A 16679-nucleotide genomic window follows, 5' to 3' on the forward strand; every position below is an offset into this window, starting at 1 on the left:
GACACGGAGAAAATCGGAGAACTTCAAAGGCTTCAGAGTTGAGGCTTAAAAGCCTTATTTTTACCAAAAACGAAGATGTACCTCTCTCTAAAAGGTTTTCTCCGATGTTCTCCGTGTCTCCGTGGCTACGATTTTGATTTTCTCCGCAGTTCTCCGTGGCTGGATTTTTAGTGTCCTTTGACGACGTCCTTGAAGCGCTTGCCGGTGAGGATGGTGGGGACGACGCTCATCCCGACCCTCAACAGGTGCTGCGGATCGCTACCCTTATCGATGGCGATCTTGACCGGGATCCTCTGTACGACTTTCACGTAGTTGCCGGTGGCGTTTTCGGGGGGGAGCATGGAGAAGGCGGCTCCGGTGCCGGCCATGATGCTGTCGACGGTCCCCTTGAATACGTGCCCGGGGTAGGTGTCGACGGTGAATTCCACCGGCTGGTCGGGATGCACGTCGGTCAGCTGGCTCTCCTTGTAGTTGGCGGTGATCCATGCGTCTTCCAGGGTCACCAGCGCCATCAGCGCCTGCCCGGGCTGAATGTAGTTTCCCTGCTCGACGGATTTGCGGGTCACGTAGCCGTCGGTGGGAGCCACGATCCGGGTATAGGAGGTGTTGAGGGCGGCGGTTTCCAGCTCACCCTGCTTCTGCGCGACGCGGGCCTCGCGGGAACCCGGGCCGGCGGCACCCAATAGCGCCTTGGCTCTCCGTTCGCCTTCCTGCGCTTCTCTCAGCTGCATCTCGGCAACGGTCTTGGCGGTCTGCAGTTTCTCCAATTGCTCCTTGGGGATGACTTCCTTGGCGTAGAGCTTCTCCCCGCGCTTGAGATCCAGCTTCGCCTGGTCCAGTCGCGCTACGGCGAGGCCGACGCTGGCCTTGGCGCTTTCCACCTGGGCCTGATCGCCGGAGGTTTCGTTGCGGGCGATCTCCAGCGAGGCGGCAGCGGTTTTCATCCGTGCCCGGTAGTCGGCGTCGTCCAGCTCGACCAGGAGGTCCCCCTTGTGGACGAACTGGTTGTCGGCCACGGCCACCCGTTTCACCAATGCCGGGACCCGGCTGGCCACGGAGTGGATGTGGGATTCGATGAAGGCGTCGTCGGTCTCGATATGGGTCTTGCCGCGGACCCACTGGCGTCCGCCGAAGAAGGCGGCGCAGATGAGCAGGACGAGAAGGATGATGCCGCCGCGCTTTTTCTTGCTCATCCCTTTCTTGCCGGTGGTTTCCTCTTCAGCGGTGGTGGTCGGTGCTTTCTCTTCAGACATGGTTACCTCTTTATCTGCGGCCAGGCTCGGCTCTCGTTCCTTGTTACAGTTCTCCGGTCGCCCGTTTCACCCGGGCGGCCGCCACTTCGTAATCGAAGACGCTCTGGTAGTAGTCGGTGCGGGTCAGGGTCAAAAGGGTCTGGGCATCGACCACGTCGGTGGCGGTGCCGACCTTCTCGGCGTAGCGGTCCTTGGTGATCCTCAGGTTCTCGATCCCCTGGGAAATGGCTTTTTCGCTCGCGTCGATGCGGGCGGCGGCAACCTTCAGGTCGTTCTGGGCGGTGGCCAGCTCCAAGCGGATCTTCAGCTCCAGGTCCCTCAGGCGGTCTTCTTCGCGGCTACGCTCTTCGACTGCCTGCCGCAGGCGCGAGGTCTTGGCGTTGCCGTCGAAAAGGTTCACCTTGAGACCGATGGTGGCGGACATGATCGCCTGCTCGCGGACTCTGCTGTTCTGCATGTAATCGAGTCCCAGGTGGGCGAAGAACTCGGGGTAGTAGTCGGTCTTCGCTTCCTGCACCAGGTAGTCCTGCGCGGCTACTACGTCCCGCTGGGCCTGCAGCTCGGTCCGCTTGACGAAGAGGTCGGACGGGGGAGGGGCCGACTGGGGGGCCGAGGCCGGCTTTGGGGTGGACCCGGTGGACGGCGTGGACCCGGTGGACCCGGTGGACCCTGAAAGAACAGTGGAACCGGTGGAGGCGGAGCCGGTGGGCGGGAGCTGTACGGTCTCTTCCACCAGCTCGCCACGATATCCGGCGGGGGCGCCGGTCAGGTAGTTCAGCAACAGCCAGCCGTTTTCTACGGCGTTCTCGGCGGCCAGCACCCGTTGCCTGCTGTTGGCTACCCGAACCTCGGCCTGCAACAGGTCGTTCCTGGTCACCACGCCTTCTTCGTACATCGCCTTCGCGGTCTGCTGGTGCGAGACCATGGAGGCCAGCTCGTCCTTCGCCGCGCCGACGAATTTCCCGGTCTCGAGAATCCCGTAGTAGGCCCGCACTACCTGCAGGAAAAGATCCTGCTCCCCCGCGGCATAGCTCTGCCGCGCGGCATCGGTCGCTACCCGGGCGGCTCCTTCCCGCGCCTTGGTCCTCCCGAAATCGTATAGGGTCTGGTAGATCCCCAGGTTGAAGGTGGCAAAATCCGCATCCTGGGTCTCGGCCACCAGGGGACCGAACTTGGCCGCCTGCGGCTCCAGTTGCGCGGTGTAACCGGCCTGAACGTCGACCCGCGGCAAACGGGTGCTCCCCGCCACGGTCTCCTGCTCACGCCTGATCGCAACGTCACGGGACGCCGCCTTCAACCCCAGGTTGGCCGCTGCCGCTCTGCCCAGACAATCCTTCAGACTCAGTGTGTCGGCATAGGAAATGCCGGTGCCCACACCGAGGGCCACCAGCACGATGATGCTCTTGAACATGGAACTCTCCCCACTCAACTGCGCATCTTCTCCAAAAGGTTCCTCAAAATCTCCACTTCGTGCGGCTCGAGCTTCTCTACCACCCGCTCCTGGACCCGCAAGGCCAACGGGGTCAGCTGGGGCTGCAGCGCCTTGCCCACTTCGGTAAGGCAGATCTGGTAGGCCCGGCGGTCTTCCGGATGGCTGTACCTCGCTACCAGCCCCTCTTTCTCCAGTCGGTCGATGAGCCCGCCCATGGTCGTCCGGTCGATCTGGCTCCTGGCGGAGAGTTCGGTCTGGGTGAGACCGTCTTCCTGCCAGAGAAAGCCTAAAAGCCCGAACTGCTGGGGAGTCAGCTCGTAACCCTCGAACTCTTCCTTGAAGACCAGGCAGGCGCGCTGGTACGCCTTGGCGAGCAAAAAGCCGACGCTCTCCCCGATCACGATCCGCTTGGTCTGCTGCGGTTTGTTGGCTGACATATCCTCTCTTTTCCGCTCTCCGGTGCCGGTCCGGCACGAGCCCGTTTCATCGAGATGGTCATTATGCATATAATCAGTATGCTGTCAATTGTTCCTTGAGGGGGGCTCGAAGGGGCGCCGCGGGGGCAAACTCGTGAAAATTGTTGGTGGAATGGGGATCTCTTCTATGGTAGTATTTCAATCCTTCGTATCTGGACGTGCTCGCCCGGTCGTGACATGATTTCTCCCACTTACAGTCACTGGCAGCGGTGGCCTGCTTTTCTGCTATCTATTCAAAAGGGGATCCCATAATGAAGATATTGCTCCCGGTTGCGGGCAAAGGCACAAGGCTGCGGCCGCACACTCACACGAAGGCGAAGTCGCTCGTTCACGTCGCCGGAAAGACCGTGCTGGAACACATCATCAGCCGGCTCATCCCGCTCAATGCAACCGAATTCCTCTTCATAACCGACGACAACGGCTGCCAGGTCCAGGAATTCATGCAGTGCGTCTTTCCCAACCTCAACTGCCGCTATATCGTTCAGAAGGACCGTAAGGGACCGGCCCACGCCGTGTCGCTGGCCTCGCCCTACATCAACAAGGGGGACGACCTCCTGATCGTCTTCAACGACACCATCTTCGACGCCGACCTGACCCGCATCCCCTCCCTCTGCGACGGCTGCGACGGACTCATCTACTCTAAAGAGGTGGAAGACTACCAGCGCTTCGGGGTCAACGTTGTCCGCGACGGTATCATCGTCGACATGGTGGAGAAACCGGACACCCTGATCTCCAAGCTGGCCCAGGTGGGTCTTTACTACCTGAAGGACGGCCTCTCCTTCATGGAATACCTGGAAAAGACCATCCACGCCTGCGAGACGGTGAAGGGTGAGTACTACCTCCCGGCGGTCTTCATGCGGATGATCAGGGATGGCCTGAAGTTCAGGGCTCCCGAGATCGACGCCTGGCTCGACTGCGGGACGCCGGAGACCCTTTTGCAGACCAACAGCTACCTCCTGGCCGGGCGCCATCACAACCACGGCGAGGTGGTCGATTCGGTGCTGATCGAGCCGGTGCACATCGAGAAGGGGGCCGTGGTCAGGGGCTCCATCCTCGGCCCCAACGTCTCGGTGGCCGCCGGCAGCGTGGTGGAGGCCAGCATCCTGAAGGAGACCATCGTCAACAGCGACTCCCACGTCAGCAACATCGTGCTGCACCACTCGATCCTCGGGGACTGCGTACACCTTATTGGGGGGACGAGGAGGATGAATATCGGGGACCACTCCCACATCGAGATGGAAGGGTAGGGGGAGAGGGAAGAAAATGAAAAGGGCGGCCGTCATGGCCGCCCTTTTTTTTTATGTGCGCCGGGTGAGGGGGGAACCTCCGTCACCTTTGGGGCAAGCGCTACCCACCGTGCCGGTCACTGTCCGGCGGCGGGCTGCTGGGGGGCGGGTTCCGAGGGTTCGGCGGACGCGGGAGGAGCGGGAGGAGCGGAGCCCTGGGGCTCTTCCTTAATCCCGGTCTGGGGGGCGGAGCCCTTGGCCGGGACCGGCTGCAGGCGGTAGAGCCTCTTGTAGATCTCCATCGCGGTGGCGACCTTCTTGACGTACTCCCGGGTCTCGCGGAAGGGGATGCTCTCCACGAACTCGTCCTGGGGGAGATCACCCAGCGACTTCTGCCACCGGTTGACGTTCCCCGAGCCGGCGTTGTAGGCGGCGATGGCGAGGGTCATGTTGCCGTTGTAGCTCGCCAAGAGGCTCCTGAGATGTTTGGCCCCCAGCCGGATGTTGAGGTCGGGACGGGTGAGCCGGGAGCCGTCGCCCCGCGAGATCCTCTCGGCGGTGGCGGGCATGATCTGCATGAGCCCCACCGCGCCGACCGGCGACAGCGCCCCCGGAAAGTAGTTGCTCTCGGTTCTCATCACCGCCCAGACCAGGGTATCGGGGATGGAGTTGGCAGAGGCCTGGTGGGTGACCTCGTCGAGGTAGGCCAGCGGGTAGAAGAGCCCCCACATCTGGCCGCTCTCCGACAGCGAGCGCTTCGGCCTCTCCCGCGAGATCAGGTGGTAGGCGCCGTTGTAGTTCCCCATCTCCAGGTAGAGACGGGCGAGCACCAGGGTGTTCTTTCCCTTCTTGGCGCTCAGCTCGCGCCCCGCCTCGTCGAAGAGGCCAAAGGAGATCAGCGCCTTTTCCCGCTCGTAGCCGGCCGGCATGGCGAGCGAGTCGGCCAGGTTCCTCGGGGGCTGCGGGAAAGCGGAGATCGGGCACATCCGGTTGCAGATGAGGGCGTAGTAGCCGAAGGGGTACTCGGAGGCGAGCGTCGAGTAGGCGGACTCGGCTCCCTTGCCGTCGCCGGTGGCGGTGAGCGATTTGCCGAGCCAGTAGAGCGCCTTCTCCCTGGTCTCGTCGCGCTCGGCAAGCTGCCTGAAGAAACCGGCGGCGGCCTTGTAGTCGCGGGAGAGGTAGCTCGTCCAGGCGGTCTCCCAGATGACGGCCGGGGTCCTCTGTGCCGGGTAGGTGTCGAGGTACCTTTTGAAAAGTTGCTGCGCTTCCCCCCATTTCTTCTGGAAACGCTTCAGGTAGGCCGCCTCCAGGAGGGCGTCGTCCGCCACCGTGGTGGAACGGGGAACCTCGGCGAGCTTCATGAATACCTGGTATGCCTCGTCGGTTTTGCCGGCCTTGTCGAGCGCCTTGCCCAGCCAGTACCTCGCCTCGGCCAGGTTGCCGTTGGCGGCCCCCCTGTTGACGATGGCGCGGAAGGTGGCCTGCGCATCGTCGTAGTGGCGCGCCTTGAGCTGGGCCTGTCCGAGCTTGAGGCGCACCCGGAAGGCGAAGTCGTCGCTTTGACCGTCGAGCGGCAGCTTGGCCAGGGCGTCGGCGGCATCCCTGCTCCGACCGAGGTCGTAGAGGGTGACGGCACGCTTGTAGAGCTCCGCCGGGGTGTAGGGGGCGACGGTCACTCCCGCCTGGGCCATCAACTCGAGCTGGCCCGCCGCCTTCTCCGCATAGGGGGAGGTGGGGTACTTGAGCCAGAGGCTGCGGAAGATGGAGGCGGCGGCCTTGGAGTCGCCGAGTTTCTCCTTGCAGAGGGCCGAGCCGTAGAGGGCCGAGATGGAGTCGCTCCCGGAGGGGTAGCGTTCGATGAAGAGGGTGTAGGTCTCCAGCGCCTCCTTCGGATAGCCGCGGGATGCGATGGAGTCTCCGTAGAGGATCATGGCCGCCCGGACCAGCCTGCTGTCGGGGTACTGCTGCAAAAGCCGGTAGAGGGGATTGAGCGCCTGGTCGTAACGCTCCAGCTTGGAGAGGGCGAGGGCCTGATTGTAGAGGGCGTAGTCGGCCAAAAGCGGGTAGCTCTCGGCGGCGGCCGCGAGTTGGGCGGCGGCCTCTTCCCAGTTCTCGAGCTTGATGTCCGCCATGCCGATCAGGAAGGCGCGGGCCCCGGCCTCGTTGCTCTTCAGGGCGGCCGTGCGGGCACCGTTGAAGTCCTTCACCTTCATGCGCGCCGCGGCGGCGGTGAGGGGGGCGTCGAGGAGGTTCCTGGTCGTTACTGCGGAAGCGGGAAGGGTGGCCGAAACTATGATCAATCCGGCTGCGATGATGCGGGAAAACAGCATGGGAATACGCCTCCGAGGTGCAAGGTTAACCTCCTACTTTTACCGAACGGATCATGAAATAGCAAGGAGAGATTGCCCCATTAAAGATGCCGCGGCCGGAGACCGGCGGCTGGTGGGCATTGACTTTCCGCCGGTGCTTCTGCATTATCCATTAAGAGCTCATTCATCACTTTTTCATTTGAAAATATCTACAACCGAGGAGTCTGCATGCATAGGGGGAGAGGTCCGCGCAAAGGGAGCGGGAAAGGGGCCGCGGAGAGGGATCAGCGGCCGGCGCACCAGGGGAAGGAACACCGCGAGGCGCACCCGCACCCGGGCGGGCACCGGGCGAGCGACCCGGTGCTGAGGCTTTTGGGGAAGGGTGAGCCGGTCCCGTTCAGGCAGATGCTCAAGGCCTTCGGGGTGACCCGTTTCGAGCGCCCCCGCTTCGAGGAGCACCTCGACCGCCTGGTGGAGGAGGGGCAGATCGTCAAGCTTCCCGGGCGGATCTACGCCGTTGCGGGAGGTAACTCTCTCAAGGGAAGGCTCTCCATTCACCCGGACGGCTACGGATTCCTGGCGCCGGAGGAGGGGGGGGAGGATCTCTTCATCCCCCGCCGCTACCTGACCGATTTCATGAACGGCGACATCGTGGAGGCCCAGGTGGTCTCTACCCGCCGGGACGGCAAGCGCGAGGGGAGGGTGACCGCCCTTGTTCAGCGCGGGGTGACCAGCGTGATCGGCCGTTTCGAGGCGGCCGGGAAGGGGGGGAGGGTGGTCCCCGACGACCCGCGTCTGTTCCGCGACCTCTTCGTGGCGCCGGGCGACACCAAGGGAGCCCGGGAGGGGCAGGTGGTGCAGGCCACCATCACCTCCTATCCCACGGCGACGAGAGGCCTGGAAGGGATCGTAGCCGAGGTGCTCGGCGAGGCCAACGACCCCGAGGTCGAGGTGCTCACCGTCATCAAGAAGTACGAGCTTCCCCACCTCTTCTCGAAAGAGGTCATGGCGGAGGCGGCCAGCGCGCCGCAGGCGGTCGAGGATGAGGCGCTCAAAGGGCGGGAGGATCTCCGCGGGCGCACCACGGTCACCATCGACGGCGAGACCGCGCGCGACTTCGACGACGCCGTCTCGGTCGCCCGGGAAGGGGACGGGATCGTACTCTGGGTCTCCATCGCCGACGTCTCCCACTACGTCACCCAGGGCACGAAGCTCGACGACGAGGCCTACCTTAGGGGCACCTCGGTCTATTTCCCCGACCGTTGCATCCCGATGCTCCCGGAGGAGCTCTCCAACGGGATCTGCTCGTTGAATCCCCAGGTGGACCGGCTGACCATGACCGCCGAGATGCTCTTCGACCCCCAGGGGGAGATGGTCAAAGCCCGCTTCTATCCCTCGGTGATCAAGAGCGCGGCCCGGCTCACCTACACCACGGTGAGGAAGGTGCTGGTGGACAAGGACCCCGAGACCATGGCCCTCCACACCCATCTCCTCGCCGATCTGCAGCTCATGGAGGAGCTCGCCCTTAAGCTCAACAAGAAGCGGAGCGCCCGCGGCAGCATCGATTTCGACCTCCCCGAGCCGCAGATCGTCCTCGACCTGCAGGGGGAGACCACCGCCATCGTGAAGGCCGAGCGGAACCTCGCCCACAGGATCATCGAGGAGTTCATGCTGGCCGCCAACGAGGCGGTGGCGAGCTTTTTGGAGAACACCCCGGTCCCCTCCCTTTACCGCATCCACGAAAACCCGGATCCCCTGAAGCTCCGCGACCTGGCCGAGTTCGTCTTCGGCTTCGGTTACGAGCTGCCGGTCCTGGACGACAAGGTGAGCCCCATCGCCTTGCAGAAGCTCCTGGCGGAGGTGGAGGGTAAGCCCGAGGAGCGGCTCATCAACGAGGTGCTCCTGCGCTGCATGAAGCAGGCGCGCTACAGCGCCGAGAACCTCGGCCACTTCGGCCTGGCCGCACCTTCCTACACCCATTTCACCTCCCCCATCCGCCGCTACCCCGACCTGGTGGTGCACCGAATCCTGCGTCGGGTCCTCTCCGGCAAGATGACCGGTGCCGACAAGGCGCAGCTCGAGGCGAGGCTTCCCGAGGTGGCGCTCCACACGAGCCGCCGCGAGCGGGTTGCCATGGAGGCCGAGCGGGAGATGGTCGATCTCAAGAAGATGCAGTTCATGCGGGACAAGATCGGCGAGGAGTACGACGGCTTCGTCACCGGGGTGGCCCCCTTCGGCCTCTTCGTGGAACTGGTCGATCTCTTCGTGGAGGGGATGATCCCGGTGGCGACCCTTCCCATGGACTACTGGGAGCACCAGGAAAAGGCGCACGCCCTGGTCGGCCAGCACTCCCGGGTGAGCTACCGGATCGCCGACAAGGTGCGGGTCCGGGTGGCCGGGGTGAACGAGGCGCGCCGCCAGGTCGAATTCGCCCTGGTGGGAACCCTTGAGAAGCGGCCGGTAGCGCCTCCTCCCGAGGGGGAATTCTACCAGCGGGTACCGGTCAAGGGGAAGCGTCCCAAGCCCAAGCGCCGTTGAAAGCTGTTGCGCTCGCTTTGACCGCTGTGGTATAGCATCGGTTTGTGCTCACCAATGTAAGAACCGGAGAAGAGGGGGTCTATGTCGTCGGATGAAAAGGTACTGCCGTTTCTGGAACACCTCGCCGAACTGAGGAAACGGCTCATTGTCTGCGTGGTTGCCATCATCATCGGGATGGGTGTCGCGTGGAACTTCTCCAACGACCTCTTGAGCTTCGTCGAGAAGCCCCTCACCGGCAAAACCTACCTCACCGAGATGAAGAAGAGCCTCTACGGTGAGCTCAAGAAGCGCTACCCCGACGCCTACAAGCGTTACAAGATTGGGGAGGAGCTGGCCGTCCCCGAGAAGACCCGGGTGCTCAACTACAGCGCGCCTCTGGAGCCCTTCTTCGTCCAGTGCAAGATCTCCATGCTGGCCGGTTTCGTGATCGTGCTCCCGGTCATCTTCCACCAGTTCTGGCTCTTCGTCGCCCCGGGGATGACCCGCAAGGAGAAGAGGCTGGTGGTCCCCTTCGTGACCGCCGCCTCGCTCAGTTTCTGCACCGGCGCGCTCTTCTTCCTGATCGTCATCTGGCCGGTCATCATCAACTTCTCCCTCTCCTACGAGGCGGCGGGACTGCAGAGCTGGTTCAACATCTCCGCCTACATCAATTTCTGCCTGAGGCTCATCCTCATCTTCGGCGGGATCTTCGAGCTTCCGATCATCTCGCTGTTATTGGCCCGCTTCGGGATCGTCAACTACCGTATGCTGGCCGCCCGCAGGAAGTACGCCCTCTTGGCCAGTTCCATCATCGCCGCCTTCCATGCCGATCTCATCACCATGTTCGTGATCATGATCCCGCTCTACCTGATGTACGAGGTGAGCATCTGGGTCGCGCTGGTCTTCGGTAAGAAGAAAAAGCCGGTCATGGTCGAGGCGGCGGAATAACGGTCTTTTTTGAGTCCCATGATCATATTTAGAAAACTCTCCGAGGTAAAAGAGAAACTGCGCCACCCGGCGGTCACCATCGGGAACTTCGACGGCGTCCACCTGGGGCACCGGGAGATCTTCCGGCGGCTGACCGGAAAGGCCCGGGCTCAGGGCGGGGTGTCGGTGGTGATCACCTTCACGCCGCACCCGATGCAGGTGGTCTCCCCCGGCACCGGCGTGAAGCTCATCACCACCACCACCGAGAAGGAGGCGCTGATCGCGGCGGCCGGCATCGACTACCTGCTCGAGATCCCCTTCGACTGGAACTTCGCCTCCATCCCCGCCACCCAGTTCGTGGAGGAGATCCTGGTGGGGACCATCGGGATGGAGAGCCTGGTGATCGGCTACGACTACGCCTTCGGCCGCGGGCGCGAAGGGGACGTGAATCTCCTGAGGGCGCTCGGGGAACGCTACGGCTACACGGTCGATCTCCTGGAGCCGATCTCCAACGGCACCACCATCTACAGCTCCACCGCGGTCCGCAACATGGTGGGGGCCGGCGACGTGAAGGGGGTGCTCTCGGTGCTGGGGCGCCACTATGCGGTGACCGGCACCGTCATCCACGGCGACCAGCGCGGGCGGGTGCTCGGCTTTCCCACCGCCAACCTCTGCGTCCAGAAGGATCTCCTTCCCGCGGCAGGGGTGTACGCCGTGAAGGCCGCCGTCGGCCACGACCACTTCGACGGGGCGTGCAACATAGGAACCAACCCGACCTTCGACGGCCACCGGCTCTCCCTGGAGGTCTTCCTCTTCGACTTCGACGGGGATCTCTACGGCCGGGAGGTGACCATCACCTTCATCGAAAGGCTGCGCGGGGAGATGCGTTTCCCCAACATCGACGCGCTCAAGGAAGCCATCGCCAGGGATGTCGCCCGCTGCCGCGCGATCCTGGGTGCCCCGGAAAGCTCGGCCGGCCAGGCCGATCCTGGCCGTGACCTGAGCGGCCGACAAGGAGAATGACCTGGCCAAGCCAAAGATAGACATCAAACTGCTGGCGGGACTCGCCATCAGCCTCTTTTTCCTGGCGCTCGTCTTCAGGAAGATCGAGCTCGACAAACTGGCCGCGGCCTTCAAGGGGATGGATTACCGCTACCTGTTCCCCGCCCTGGTACTCACCTTCGTGAGCTACTTTTTGCGGGCGGTCAGGTGGAAGTTCCTGCTGTTACCCATCAAGCGGACGCGGCTTTCCAACCTCGTTTCCGCCACCATGATCGGTTACATGGGGAACAACGTATTCCCGGCCCGGCTCGGCGAGTTCATGCGCGCCTACGCGCTGGCCCGCAGGGAGCGGTTGGAGTTCAGCGCGGTCTTCGCGACCCTGGTGGTCGACCGCTTGTGCGACGGATTCACCATGCTGCTGGTGCTGGTGGTCGCCTTTTTCACGGTGACCCTGCCGCCCGAGAAGGCGGGGCTCCACCAGCAGCTGATGCGCGGTGGATATCTCATGCTCGGTCTCTACCTGGTGGTCATCGCTTTTCTGGTGTTGCTCAAACAGAGAACGGCATGGACCCTGGGGGTGGTGCGCTGGTTGCTCACCCCTTTGCCAACCCGTTTTTCCAGCAAGATCGAAGATTTGCTGACCTCTTTCATCGACGGGCTCAGGCTCTCGGCCTCGCCGCTGCAGTACCTCGGCATCGTGGCGAGCTCGCTCGCCATCTGGGCCACCGCCATTTGGCCGGTCGACCTGCTTTTGCGTGCCTTCGGGCTCCCCATGCCGGTTTCGGCTTCGCTGTTCATCATGGTCTTCCTGGTGTTCGCCGTGATGATCCCGGCCTCGCCGGGATCGGTGGGAACCTACGAGTACGCCGGCGCGGTGGCGCTCACCGCGCTGGGGGCCAAATGGGAGATGTCGGTCAGTATCGCCCTGGTCATCCACGCCCTCAGCTTCTTCCCGGTCATCCCGGTCGGCTTCTATTACCTCTGGCGGGACAAGCTGTCCGTGAAGGACCTCAGACAAAATAACGAAACTGGAGAGCCTGCGTGAATCAAACCGGAATCCTCAAGAGGCTGGACCCCTTAGCCCTCCTCTCGTTTTTGCTCCCGCTCTTCATGTACCTTTTGACCTTGGCCCCCTCGGTCACCTTCTTCGACTCGGGCGAGTTCATCACCGCCACCGCGTCCTTGGGTGCCGCCCACTCCCCGGGCTACCCGCTCTTCATCAACTACGCCAAGCCGTTCACCTGGCTCCCCTTCGGGAGCATCGCCTTCCGGGTCAACCTGGCCACCGCCTTCTCCGCCGCGGCCGCCTGCTACGGCGTCTTCCTCCTGACGAGCCACGTCCTCAAGGACGAGGAGTTCCTCGCCGGCCCCCTGGGGCGCTTCTGGAAAGGGGCCATCTCGCTGGCCGCCGCGCTCGCCTTCGCCGGCACCCCGAGGCTCTGGCTGCAGTCCAACCACGACAAGCCGTACCCGATCCTGGCCTTCATCTGCGGCATGGTCTTCTACCTCATGCTCCGCTGGCGCGAGGGGTACCTGGCCGGAGAGGAGCGCCCCTCCTACGTCTACCTCGGGGCCTTCCTCTGCGGGCTGGGGACCGGCGCCCACCAGATCGTGGTGCTGATGATCCCCTGCTACGCCTGGCTGCTCGTCTCCGCCGACCGCCGGGTCTTTCTCCGCTTCAAGGAGATCATCCTGGCCGCCGCCTTCGGGCTTTTGGGCTTCGCCATCCAGCTCCACCTCATCGTGCGGGCTTTGAGGAAGCCGCTCCTTAACTGGGGGGATTCCCGCAACCTGACCCAGTTCCTCTGGACCATGCTCCGCAAGGGGTACCCGGTGGAGCCCCCGGTCCGCGATTTCGAGCTCCTGCGGTTCCAGATCAACGCCTTCAACGTCCCCTACGAGTTCACCGTGGCCGGGGTCATCCTGCTCTTCATCGGTCTCGCCGTGCTGTTCCGGAAGAAGATGTACCTGGTGCTTTCCTACCTGATCGCCCTGGGCACCTTCCTGCTGGTGATCGTCGGCTACTTCAACACTCCCAAGGAGACCATCTTCCTCACCGAGGAGTTCTTCACTCCGCTCTATCTGCTGAGCGCGGTCTTCATCGGGGTGGGGTGCTATGCCGTCATCCGCGAGATCCTCACCCGGCTTCCCGGGGACGTGGCGGGGATGGCGGTGGTCCGCTTCACGCTCTTCGCCTTCCTCTTTACCCTGCCGGCCGCCATCTGCGCGCTGAACTACCGCGAGAACGACCAGCACGAGAACTACATCGCCTACGACTACGCGGAGAACACCCTCCGCTCGCTGGCCCAGGGGGCCGTCATGTACACCTGGGGCGACTCCGGCGCCTTCCCGCTCTGGTACGTCCAGGGGGTGGAGCGGATGCGCGAGGACGTGCTCTTGCCGCATACCCCCCACCTGGTCTTCGACTGGTACCTCGACACCTTCCCCGATCTCTTCGCGAACAGCGCCATCAGGAAGCTCCCGCTCGAGCAGAGCGCGCCGGAGAACAACCTGGTCGTCTCGATCCAGGAGCAGCTTCCGCTGCGTCCGGTCTACGTCGACTTCTCCACCCGCTACACGGTCCCCTTCGCGCAGCTCGTCCTGCAGCAGGACGGCATCGCCTACCGGCTGCTCCCCGGCGGCTCGCCGCTGGCCCCCCCCGCCGACATCTGGCCGTACTACAGCATGCGGGGCATCGCACCGGACAGCGGGATGTTCTTCCGCGACCTCGATACCGGCAAGGCGATCCTCATCTACGCCTCTGCCCGCCTCGAGGATGGCGAGACCAACTTCAAACTGGGGAACCAGCAGGCAGGCCTTCGGGATCTCGAACAGGCGACCAGGATCGCCCCCGAAGTGATCCCCCAGGTGCAGCAGATCCTCTCCACCTACCGGGTGCGCTGATGATTACCGGAAAAACGACCCTGGCGGGGATCATCGGTTTCCCGATTGCCCATTCGCTGTCGCCGGTGATGCACAACGCGGCCTTTGCCGAGCTGGGGCTCGACTGGAATTTCGTCCCCTTCCCGGTCCACCCGGACCGCCTTGCCGAGGCGGTGGCAGGGCTCTCGGCCCTCGGCGTGGCCGGCTTCAACGTGACCATCCCGCACAAAGTGGCGGTGATGCCGCTTCTGGACGAGGTCTCCGATGAGGCCCGCCTGATCGGCGCGGTCAACACGGTGGTGGTGAGGGAAGGGCGGCTGACGGGCCACAACACCGACGGCATCGGGCTGGTGGCCGCACTCCGCGAAAAGCTCTCCTTCTCGCCGGCCGGCCGCTCGGTCCTCGTGGTGGGGGCGGGGGGCGCCGGCCGGAGCGCGGTCGCCTCGCTCGCGCTTTCCGGAGCGACCCGGGTCGAGATCGCCAACCGTTCGGTGGAGAAGGCGAGCGACCTCTGCCTTTCGCTGGCTCCCCGGCTTCCCGGCTGCTCGCTCGGTGCGGTTTCCCTGGAGCGGCTGGCCGACCCGGGGTATCTGGCCGGCTTCGACCTCCTGGTCAACACCACCTCGGTCGGGATGAAGGATGACTCCCTCCCCGGGCTTTCCCTGGCCGGGCTTAAGGAAGGCTTCGCCGTTTACGACATGGTGTACGCCCCGCCGGTCACCCCGCTCATGAAGGAGGCTGCCCGCCACGGCATTGCCAGCGCCAACGGGCTCGGGATGCTGGTGGCCCAGGGTGAGGCGGCGTTTTATCTCTGGACCGGGGTAAGGCCCCCGAAAGGTTGCATGGAGAGAGCGCTTACTGCGTATCATTCATTAGGTAAGCCTTGACAACGCCGCGATTACAAAATACCATTCGAAGTTATTGAACTTTGAGGTCCGTATGCACGTAAGCAGACTGGGTGAACTCCTGGTCGGGAACAACCTGATCACCAAGGAGCAGCTTCAGCAGGCACTCGCCGAGCAGAAAGCGGCGGGGGGAAACCTGCGCCTTGGTTCCATACTGGTCCGCGACTCGCTGATCAGCGAGGCCGACCTCACGTCGTTTCTCTCCAAGCAGTACGGCGTTCCCACCATCAACCTGACCGATTACGACGTCGACCCCGCGGTGGTGAAGATCATCCCCGCCGAGGTGGCCACCAAGTACCAGATCGTCCCGGTGAACCGGGCCGGTTCCACGCTGATCATCGCCATGAGCGATCCGTCGAACATCTTCGCCATCGACGACATCAAGTTCATGACCGGCTACAACGTCGAAGTGGTGGTGGTGGCCGAAAGCGCCATCAAGAGCGCCATCGACAAGCTCTACGACCAGACCGCCTCCCTGGCCGACGTGATGAACGACCTCGAGATGGACGACCTCGAGGTACTGGGGGACGAGGAGGACGTCGACCTCACCCAGCTCGAGCGCGCCACCGAGGACGCCCCGGTCGTCAAGCTGGTCAACCTGATCCTCACCGACGCCATCAAGAAGAAGGCCTCCGATATCCACATCGAGCCCTACGAGAGGAGCTTCCGGGTCCGCTACCGGATCGACGGCATCCTCTACGAGGTGATGAAGCCTCCGATGAAGCTCAAGAACGCCATCACCTCCCGTATCAAGATCATGGCCGAGCTCGACATCGCCGAGCGCCGCCTGCCGCAGGACGGCCGCATCAAGATCAAGCTGGGCGGCGGCAAGGACATGGACTTCCGCGTCTCGGTCCTGCCGACCCTGTTCGGCGAGAAGATCGTCATGCGGCTTTTGGACAAGAGCAACCTGCAGCTCGACATGACCAAGCTGGGCTACGAACCGGAGGCCCTGGAATCCTTCAAGCGCGAGATCCACAAGCCGTTCGGGATGGTGCTGGTCACCGGGCCGACCGGTTCCGGGAAGACCGTTTCCCTCTACTCCGCGCTCTCCGAGCTCAACAAGGTGACCGAAAACATCTCCACCGCCGAGGACCCGGTCGAGTTCAACTTCGCCGGCATCAACCAGGTGCAGATGCACGAGGATATCGGGCTGAACTTCGCCGCGGCCTTGAGGGCCTTTCTCCGCCAGGACCCGGATATCATCATGATCGGCGAGATCCGTGACTTCGAGACCGCCGAGATCGGGGTCAAGGCGGCCCTTACCGGCCACTTGGTCCTCTCCACCCTCCATACCAACGACGCCCCCTCCACCATCAACCGTCTCCTCAACATGGGGATCGAGCCGTTCCTGGTCGCCTCCGCGGTCAACCTGATCACCGCCCAGAGGCTCGCCCGGCGCGTCTGCTCGGAATGCAAGGTGGTGGAAGAGATCCCGGTCCAGTCGCTCGTCCAGGCCGGCATCCCCGCCCACCAGGCGCCGGGGGTGGTCTGCTACCGGGGGGCCGGCTGCGCCAAGTGCAACAACACCGGCTACAAGGGCAGGGTCGGCTTCTACCAGGTCATGCCGATGTTGGAGCCGATCCGCGAGCTGATCTTGAACGGCGCCAACACCGCGGAGATCAAGCGCGAGTCGATGCGGCTCGGCATCAAGACCATGCGCCAGTCGGGGCTCACCAAGCTGATGGAAGGTGTCACCTCCTTCGAAGAGGTGCTCAGGGTGACCGTGGCGGACGACTAACCAGCTCC

General features: G+C 63.6%; 12 protein-coding genes. 8 read left to right on the top strand and 4 right to left on the bottom strand.

What is annotated here, in order from left to right; translation table 11 throughout:
• Positions 1-167 precede the first annotated feature (167 nt).
• The 3 genes from L4X63_RS17880 to L4X63_RS17890 are packed head-to-tail and all read right to left on the bottom strand — an operon-like array spanning position 168 to position 3122.
• Positions 168-1253 (bottom strand): HlyD family secretion protein, encoded by a 1086-nt coding sequence (locus L4X63_RS17880; protein ID WP_250680014.1) that lies wholly within the window; start codon positions 1251-1253, stop codon positions 168-170.
• Between the two features lie 43 nt (positions 1254-1296).
• Entirely contained in the window at positions 1297-2664 is a 1368-nt protein-coding gene (locus L4X63_RS17885; RefSeq protein WP_250680015.1) for a TolC family protein, read from the bottom strand.
• Positions 2665-2678: 14 nt separating this feature from the next.
• Positions 2679-3122 carry a MarR family winged helix-turn-helix transcriptional regulator gene (locus L4X63_RS17890; protein WP_250680016.1) on the bottom strand — a complete coding sequence of 148 codons (444 nt, stop codon included), beginning with the start codon at positions 3120-3122 and terminating at the stop codon, positions 2679-2681.
• Positions 3123-3412: 290 nt separating this feature from the next.
• Between L4X63_RS17890 and L4X63_RS17895 the strand changes: the two genes are divergently transcribed.
• A complete protein-coding gene (locus tag L4X63_RS17895) occupies positions 3413-4408 on the top strand; it encodes a sugar phosphate nucleotidyltransferase (RefSeq protein WP_250680017.1) in 996 nt (331 codons plus the stop codon).
• Positions 4409-4524: 116 nt separating this feature from the next.
• Here L4X63_RS17895 and L4X63_RS17900 read toward each other — a convergent pair whose 3' ends face one another.
• Complete coding sequence (locus L4X63_RS17900) at positions 4525-6717, bottom strand: lytic transglycosylase domain-containing protein (protein WP_250680018.1); 2193 nt, start codon at positions 6715-6717, stop codon at positions 4525-4527.
• A gap of 207 nt (positions 6718-6924) precedes the next feature.
• Between L4X63_RS17900 and rnr the strand changes: the two genes are divergently transcribed.
• The 7 genes from rnr (at position 6925) to pilB (ending at position 16671) form a co-directional block, all read left to right on the top strand.
• Positions 6925-9234 (top strand): ribonuclease R, encoded by a 2310-nt coding sequence (rnr, locus tag L4X63_RS17905; protein WP_250680019.1) that lies wholly within the window; start codon positions 6925-6927, stop codon positions 9232-9234.
• Between the two features lie 81 nt (positions 9235-9315).
• Positions 9316-10161 (top strand): twin-arginine translocase subunit TatC, encoded by an 846-nt coding sequence (tatC, locus tag L4X63_RS17910; RefSeq protein WP_250680020.1) that lies wholly within the window; start codon positions 9316-9318, stop codon positions 10159-10161.
• An 18-nt stretch (positions 10162-10179) separates the two neighbouring features.
• On the top strand, positions 10180-11163 hold the full coding sequence (locus tag L4X63_RS17915; protein ID WP_250680021.1) for a bifunctional riboflavin kinase/FAD synthetase: 984 nt from the start codon (positions 10180-10182) through the stop codon (positions 11161-11163).
• Positions 11164-11224: 61 nt separating this feature from the next.
• Entirely contained in the window at positions 11225-12187 is a 963-nt protein-coding gene (locus L4X63_RS17920; RefSeq protein ID WP_502799925.1) for a lysylphosphatidylglycerol synthase transmembrane domain-containing protein, read from the top strand.
• Positions 12184-14046, top strand: a complete 1863-nt coding sequence (locus L4X63_RS17925; protein WP_250680022.1) for a glycosyltransferase family 117 protein — start codon at positions 12184-12186, stop codon at positions 14044-14046. The genes L4X63_RS17920 and L4X63_RS17925 overlap by 4 nt, the downstream gene beginning before the upstream one ends.
• Positions 14043-14912, top strand: a complete 870-nt coding sequence (locus tag L4X63_RS17930; RefSeq protein ID WP_250680131.1) for a shikimate dehydrogenase — start codon at positions 14043-14045, stop codon at positions 14910-14912. The genes L4X63_RS17925 and L4X63_RS17930 overlap by 4 nt, the downstream gene beginning before the upstream one ends.
• Before the next feature lie 52 nt (positions 14913-14964).
• Positions 14965-16671, top strand: coding sequence for a type IV-A pilus assembly ATPase PilB (gene pilB / locus L4X63_RS17935; protein ID WP_250680023.1), 1707 nt, complete (start codon positions 14965-14967; stop codon positions 16669-16671).
• The last annotated feature ends 8 nt before the right edge of the window (positions 16672-16679 follow it).

Source organism: Geomonas sp. Red32 (assembly GCF_023652955.1).
GTDB lineage: Bacteria > Desulfobacterota > Desulfuromonadia > Geobacterales > Geobacteraceae > Geomonas.

Bases quoted from the DNA above. Each gene is read 5' to 3' on its own strand.
- L4X63_RS17880 (WP_250680014.1), bottom strand. From the start codon at position 1,253: ATGTCTGAAGAGAAAGCACCGACCACCACCGCTGAAGAGGAAACCACC.
- L4X63_RS17885 (WP_250680015.1), bottom strand. From the start codon at position 2,664: ATGTTCAAGAGCATCATCGTGCTGGTGGCCCTCGGTGTGGGCACCGGC.
- L4X63_RS17890 (WP_250680016.1), bottom strand. From the start codon at position 3,122: ATGTCAGCCAACAAACCGCAGCAGACCAAGCGGATCGTGATCGGGGAG.
- L4X63_RS17895 (WP_250680017.1), top strand. From the start codon at position 3,413: ATGAAGATATTGCTCCCGGTTGCGGGCAAAGGCACAAGGCTGCGGCCG.
- L4X63_RS17900 (WP_250680018.1), bottom strand. From the start codon at position 6,717: ATGCTGTTTTCCCGCATCATCGCAGCCGGATTGATCATAGTTTCGGCC.
- rnr (WP_250680019.1), top strand. From the start codon at position 6,925: ATGCATAGGGGGAGAGGTCCGCGCAAAGGGAGCGGGAAAGGGGCCGCG.
- tatC (WP_250680020.1), top strand. From the start codon at position 9,316: ATGTCGTCGGATGAAAAGGTACTGCCGTTTCTGGAACACCTCGCCGAA.
- L4X63_RS17915 (WP_250680021.1), top strand. From the start codon at position 10,180: ATGATCATATTTAGAAAACTCTCCGAGGTAAAAGAGAAACTGCGCCAC.
- pilB (WP_250680023.1), top strand. From the start codon at position 14,965: ATGCACGTAAGCAGACTGGGTGAACTCCTGGTCGGGAACAACCTGATC.